Here is a 7836-nt window from a genome sequence, read left to right on the forward strand (position 1 = left end):
CCCCTTATCTTTGAAAGCCCCTCTTACTTTACTCTCCCTTAAAGGCAAAGGGACTTACTTCACCTCATACATCACAGCATAAGACTTAGGATTGTTGTCAATGTCTTGGACAATCTTGTCTGCTTGGGGTTTGTTTTCTATCAAGGTGTCGATGTTTTTAAAAGGTCCCATCAAGTAACGTTTAGCGTCTTTGTTTTCAAACATAAAGTCATAGACACGATAAGAAGACTTATCAATGAGGCTTGTAGCCTTAGGGTCGTTTTGAGTGAGGACTGCTACTTGGAGGTAGAGTCCTTTTTCTGGGAAGCAGCCTTGGCAGCCTGTCTTTTTACCTGCAATTTGTTCTTGGGTGAAAGAGATGGTTTGTTTGTCTTTTAAGACTTCTGCTTTGGTTTGGGCTTTAATGGGCTCTTGTTTGGGCTGAAAGCTCTCTTGTTGTTTGTTTTGTAAAGATTTTTCTAGTTTGGAGGCTTTTTTACCAAAGCTCATTCTTGCTCCAATGTTGGCATTGTAATCAAAGTTATACACACCAAAGAAAGTTCTGCTCAGATCTGCATACACTCTCCAGTTTTCATCAATGACAACATTGACCCCTAAGGATACATTGAGTTTGTTATTGGCTAGTGTTGTGGCGTTGATATCAGGATTAGCTAGAGTATTAGCTCCTGTTTGGACTAAGGTTGAAGAGCCTCCTGAGTTGATTTCATTGATATAAGAGAGTCCAAGTCTAAGATCTGTGCGGACTCCTGTTTGAGATTTGAAATGCTTACCAAATACAGCGCCCACTCTAGAGATAAAGGCATTGTCCCCTTTGAGTTTGGCTTCAACAACAGCAGAGTTGATAGAAGCATTGTAGTTAGCCCCTTGGATATAACCATAGATGAGCTCTGCTTGGGGCTCGATATAATAACCTTTAGTATAAGGATTAGAATTACCATTAAGGAGTTTATCGATTTCATAGCGATAACCCACTTCACCACCAAGTAAGAACGCATTGGAATACACAGAATTTGCTGAGCTTAGACGCTGTAAGCTTGCGTCATTGAAGCTAATGCGATTGCCAAGGTTTAGATATTTCATACTTGCATCCACATAGAAGCCATTATCCATAATGTAAGTGTTATAGAGTCCAAGTCCTAGGTTTCTACCTGTAGAAGTATAGCCCCCTCCTTTAGAAGAAATAAGAGTTGCCTCAGCGCTCACACCCACATAATTCACACCTCCACTGACATCAAATTTCTTGTCATAGCCAGCTTGGAGTGTGGTGTAGTAGTCTTTGTTGGAGAATTTATCTGAGCCTGCACCATTGATGATTCTAGCCCATACGCCATCTTTAGCCCCAATCCCTCTGAGTTCGCCCATTCGGAGATTGAGATTATTAGTAGCAATCCTAAAGCCACGATAGAAAGCGCCCAATGATTGCTCTAAGGGCTTGATGGCACCTGTATCTTTTGAGATATTCATGGCTGTGAGATAATAATAGAGTGTTTGGGACTTATCATTAGGATTTAAGACAGCTGTGCCATTGATGGTGTTGTCATCTTTGGTGGTGGCACTTGAGCTATCTGTAGTTGCACCTGTGATGGCAGTAGCTGTCGCACTGCCCTCCCCTTGTGCTGAGTCTGCTTTATCTGTTGTGTTGGGCTTATCAGTCACAACAGAGGCTGTGGCTTTCACAACAGGGACATAGCGATAGAGTCCGAGTGAATAGCCCACAGCTTGGAAATAACCTGCATTGACATCTTTAGAGTTTTGGGTGTTATCGATGGTGGCTAAAAGGATTGGGCTATTGATTGTGCCATCACCCCTATCGACAAAGACTTGCAAGAGGCTATCTTGTCGATCCACACCACCTTGACTCATATCTCCTCCTGCGCCCCCTGTGATAGCAGGATTGATATTACCAATCCCTTGGATCACGAGTTTATCAGATTGAGAAGTGATGGTATCGACTCCAAGTCTAATAACAGCGTTCTTTAAGTCTGCATTTTTAGCTGTGAGTGTATGGGGTGTGAAACCTGTAGGAGCAGAGAGACCAGCATTTGCTAGGATCGCGCCATTGAGCGCTGCACCTCCCATGGCTTCTGTATTACCCATTGCACGATTGCCTCTTAAGTCTATCACAGCGCCAGTTTGAGCGAAAGTAGCAGTATCTAGAATTGCATCGCGTTGGTTTGCATTTTGGTTATAGACCATGAGATATTCAATCGTAGAATCCCCTGTGAGCACCCAAGTAGCTGTTTTATCCTTGGAGGCATAATCACCAAAGATATATTCATTGTTGGAGCTTTGGTATTTGGTTTCTGTTACAGGAGTAGCAGAGGGTGTCTCACCACTTCTGGCTGTTACAGCACTAGCGTCAGCTTTTGTATCTGTAGTGGGTTTGATTTGCTTGATGGTCTGATCAGAGTCTTGGATGGCACCAATGAGTGAAGTTTGACCACTAAAGCCTTTGATTTTAGCCTTAGCAATGCCATCTGAGGTGGCGCCTTCTGTTGTGAGGTCTGTGGTGGCTGTGTTGAGATTGATATCTGCAATCACAGGGGCTGATTTAGCAAAGGCAGAGAAGTCATAGACTGAGTTGGCGTTTTTATTGGTGATAGCAACTCTTGAGCCCACGCCAATTTTTGCATTGACTAAGGCAGTGGTCGCAATCTCTGAAAGACCACTCAAGCCTCCTGCAGATTTATCCCCTGCTAGAAGCACACCAGAGCTTTGATTGCCTAAGAGAATACTTTGATTTTTAGCTTCCTCACTTGTGTTATTGAGATCTCCATAGATTGCAGTGGCTCCATCAAAGGCAAATGTGCCCTCATTGATTTTCTCTTTCTTTTCTTCTGCGCTATCAGTCACACTTGCTGTGCCTGCATAGAGGATATTATTGATTTGGGTTTGAGAGAGCACGCCTGCATCAAAGAAATTATAGCTAGAGGCCACATCGCCCCCTTTGATAACAAGGTCTTTGTTGAAGCTATTTTGACCTAAGAAAGTGATGGTCTTAGTCGCATCGCCTTCAATGGAAGTCCCTGTCAGGCTTGCATCGATCCCTCTGTCATTATGGGCACTATCAGAGAAAGTGAGATTGAGCGCTATGTCTTTGGAATATGTGGGTGTGGCTTGGCCTCCACTTTCTCCACCTCCTCCACTAGAGCCTCCACCTTGAGTATTGTCTTTGACCTTATTGGCAATAATATTTCCGATGACTTTGGTGTCAGTGATACCGATGGTGCCTTTGTTGATCATGATATTTTTATAGGTGGTGGTGCCATCTGTTGTGCTTTTGTTTTCATTATTGATAAAGGCATTGAGTGCATCGGCAAACTCTTGGTGCTTTTCTGTCTCTGTGTTATTGGCTAGAGTGATGGCTCCTAAGTCTTTGAAGATATACACAGAGTTTTTAGAGTGGGTGGAATCTGTGATCTCTCCTTGGAATTTATAGGCTTTCATACCTGTTTGTGTGCTGTCAGCCACTTTAGTGGAGCCATGGAAATCAAAGATGATATATTGAGCGCCCATTTGTGCTTTATAGGTGTTTTGGGCAATTTCTGGATCAGGGAGATGGTCGAAATCAATGACTTGGTAGTTTTCTTGGGTTCCGAGCGCATTTCTAATGACGCCTACTTGCCAAGAGTTTCCAACCCAGCCAATCGCACCATTGAAGACTCCACTATCCCCTGAGAAAAGTCCGATATCGATTTTACCAAAGTCAATGAAGTTATAGAGATTGTTTTTATTGTCATTGGCAATCACAAGACCTGAGCCATCAGATTTTTTAGTATAGGAGATGGAGCCATCATCTTTGGTGGTTTTATCATAACCTGCTGTAATCGAGCCTGCACCGATGAAGTTTAGAGTCATGGCGCCATTGGTATAGCCCACAGATTGGTTCATTGCATTGGTTTTATTCAAGTTAATCCCATAGGTTGTGCCATTGAAGCTTTGGAGATTATTGACAAATTCCTTGGCGATAGCACTGAGTTCGATCTTGCCATCGGTTTGAGTATCTGTTTTGCTTCCCTCGGTTTGTGTGTTGCTACCCTCTGTTTGGGTGCCACCATTTTCAGAGCCACCTTGGGTGTTGCCATTTGCGTTTTCTGTTTGGGTTTTCTCTAATGTTTCTAATGTGTGCTTGTCATCATTGAAAGTAATCGTGAGGCGATTGAACTGGGATTTATCCGAGTCACTATAGGTGGGAGTAGCAGAGCCACTAGAGGGGCTTGATGGACTAGCTTCAGCACCTGTATTGCCATCGGATGGAGTGGGAGCTGTTGGAGTGGAGCTTGCAATCGTTGTTGTGCCCTCTCCTGTATTGGGGTCATAGGTCACAGTGACCCCTGCTTTGTCTTCTAGGGCAGAGGTGACTTGTGTATTGATATAAGAAATATTGCCCTTGAAGCCTTTGATGGGATCCATCTTAAAGGTTGCAGCTTCTTCTGTTAAAGTAGTTGTGCCATTAGTTTCAGTGGATTTGAAAGTCCCTGCTCCATCAAAGAAGACATTGTTATTGGCATTGCCCCCCATGAGCTTGCCATTAGCGCCCAATGCATCTTTACCTAAGAAGGCAATATAGCTCACTCCTGCGCTACCTCCTAGTGTGATTGTGCCATCAAGAGTTGATTTATTGACATTAAGGATTGAGCCTGAGAGAGTGCCAAAGGCATCTGTGGTGAGATTAGTCGCTGTTCCATCTGCGCCATTGATACGAACAAATTCATAATCGTGGGGTTTGCTTTCTCCACTATCACTAGATTCTGTGGCACTCTTGGTGGCACCATCGGCATTTCTTTGATCAAAGATCGCGTTGAGGCCTAGATTAGATTGTGAGAGATCAGCATCTTTGATGGTCGTTCCTAGCAACCTGATTGTGCCCTTGCCACCACTTTGATTGAAGGCTGCAAGGGATTTATTGATAGTTGCTGTGGTCTCAGATGTATTAGTCGTGAGTGTGCCAGCATTGATGAAGCTAAAGAGTGAGTTAGAGTTGGTGGAGAGAATTGCTGTGACTTTATCTTTTGCCATGGAGGCTGCATAATCTGGGCTCAAGGCTTGATCGCCAATAAAGGTGAGTTCGACACCTCCATTGATTTTAAGCTCACCTAGGGAGTATTGAGATTCTGCGATATAGCCATTTTGTCCATAGGTTTCAGGTGGAGTTGTTGTGTCTGTTGTGTCTTTATTCTCTGTTTTATCTGTGGTATCGCCCTCAGTTACAGGAGTGGGTTTAGTTATATTAGCGATTTTATCAGAATTCAAAGAGAGATTATAGGTATCCCCTTCTTGTTTTAGAGTCGTATAGAGCTCTTTAAAAGTATTGGTGGATTTGGCAAAGATCATTTTTAGAGTTTGTGGGCCTGTGCCATAGAAACTATTTGAGGTCGCATCGCCTGTGATGGAAGTCCCTCGTGTGTAGAAGTTATTATACATATTCCAACTGCCAACATCTTTGTATTCTTTTTTCCCTCCACTATAAGAAGTATCAATGGCGACATTAGCGCCTGTATTGATGAGATTAACATTCATCAAGTTCATGGGGCTTGTGTTGCCATCGTGGAGTTTTAAGGTAATGAGTCCTGTGTCTTTTTGAGTGGTGCTATCCCAGCCTGTGGATCCTGAATCTGAGGTTTTATCTAAGCTTCTTAGAGAGTGTAAGCCCACAGCGGAGAGACTGGAGCCATTGACACCTAGACCAATCATATTAGTCTGGAAATAAGAGGCATTATTGGGATCTGTATTATCAAAGCTGAGTTTGAAGAAAGTCCCTTGAGCCGAGCCTTTCAATGAATCGCCATTATCTGTGTAGAAATTCCCAATGATGGTAGTCCCTGAGCTTTGGACATTGCTGTTTCTAGCAAACTTTGTGCCCTCAGAATCTTTACCCCAAGTGGTTTGATTGGCTTGTATTGTGCTGCCATTGGTTGTAGAGCCATCTGATGGGGTGGCTGGGGTATCGACTATGGTTTTATCGGAAGTGGCTAGCTTGATGACTCCTGCATTGGTGAATTTGAGTGTGGAAACTCCTGAACCAATGATAAAGGTGGAGGCTTTGCTTGTATCAATCTTGCCATCTGTTCCCATTATATTAGTTGGAGGGGTGGTGTTATTGATCGTTACATTTAGCGCGCCATCTTTAGAACCAATGTAACTGCCCTCGCCAAGTTTAGCTGTATCATCAAAGATAGCATTGATGGTGCCCCCTTGATTAGAGCCACTTGCAGTAGTGTCTTTGCTTGTGAGGAAATTACCTTTAAAAGAGATATTGGCAATATTCATCACAGAGCCTGCTTTGAGCGTGCCTTTTGTGGAGTTGCCCTCTAGTGTGATGTCTGCGACTAGGGGATTAGTGGTCGTGGTTGTGCCATCTGCATTAGTGGTAGTCACAGGCTCTCCGGCTCCGATAAGATTAAAGACTTTATCATCTCCTGCAATACTAACCTTGATGGTCTTTTCAGTGCTAGCGAGTGCATTATTGCCATAGAGTCCTAAGCTCACACCTCCTGAGCTAGATTTAATCTCTGAGACATTATAGAGTGAAGACTGATTGAGTTCAGAATTGAGCCCTCCAATTTTGAGTCTTGAGCCATCAGCTCTGCTATCGACATAGATTCCAATGCCATATTTGGATTCAATCTTGCCATCATGACTTGTAGAACCCCCTTGGTCTTGCGCGCTATAACCATAGATATTCGAACCATAGAAATTAAAATTCACAGCATCATCGAGGGATTGATTCATAGAGCCAAATTTATCTGTGGAAGTGGCAGCTTTTAAGTGGACACCATTGTCTTGGAGGGTTTTAAAGAGTGCGTCAGTGCCATTGCTAGTTGTGGTATCTCCATCCCAATAAATGGTGTTATTGGGTGCTTTGGTATCAGATGTTGGGACAATTTTAGTGAGATTGATGAAACTAAAGTTTGAACCCGCATTGCCTGCAACATAATAGGTCTTATTACTTTCATTAGAGCCAATTTTTTCACTGCGTGTATTGCCTGTGAAATCAAAGAAGATATTTTTAGCCAAAGAGCCATCTTTTTCAGCTTGGGTCATGACAATATTGCCTGTGAGTGCATCGATCCCTTGGGCGTATTTTTCTGAATCTGCAATGGGTCTAAAATCAATGGTGGCATTGGTCTGGAGGAAATCGCCCTTGATGATACTTTGATCTAGGATAATATGGGCTTGCGTATTTGAGATTTGGGCTGAATTAATCGTGCCGACATTTTTAAATGTGAAGCTTGAGAGTGAATTTAAGGTATTGATCGTTCCTGTATAGAAGCTATTTTCAAAGTCAGGATAGGCATAACCCCCATCAAAGGTGATGTCATAGACTGCTGTGGGTTTGCTAGAATCTTTATTGCCAATATCAAAGTCAATGGTATAGCCTGTGTTAGAAGTGTTGTTTATATTGGCTGTTGGAGCCACATTATTATTTGTATCAGCTGCTTTGATGGTTGTGCTGTTTGTGCTAGTGGCTGCGAGAGTGGCAGAGCTGACTACATTTTCTGCACTTTCATTGGCTGTGTTTTCAGCAGTTGTATTTTCTGCTGTTGCAGTGTTTGTATCGGGCTTGGCTGTAGCTTCAGCTGATGGAACTGATGGGCTAGCTTGTGTATCGTTACTTGCAACAACGGGAGCGCTCTCTGTGGTGTTATCTTTATCTGCACTCTCTGTGGGAACTGCGGGTGCGCTTTGGGCTGATGTTTGGCCTTGGTCGGCTTGGACATCAGTGCCACTATTTTCAGGAGCTTTAGAATTTTCTTCAGCCTTGAGTTTGTTGGCTTCTTCTACCTTTTGGGCCTCTGCTTGGAGTTGGGCAGCTGTTTTGCCACCCCAGTAGCT

The 7836-nt window shown here is 43.4% G+C and carries 1 protein-coding gene; it reads right to left on the reverse strand.

The genetic code is table 11. The features are described from left to right. Positions 1 to 54: 54 nt before the first annotated feature. Positions 55 to 7836 (reverse strand): autotransporter domain-containing protein (locus tag BKH46_RS08880; protein WP_143428948.1); only part of this gene is annotated, 7782 nt, incomplete at its 5' end.

The sequence above is a fragment of the Helicobacter sp. 12S02634-8 genome (assembly GCF_002272865.1).
Taxonomy (GTDB): Bacteria; Campylobacterota; Campylobacteria; order Campylobacterales; family Helicobacteraceae; genus Helicobacter_J.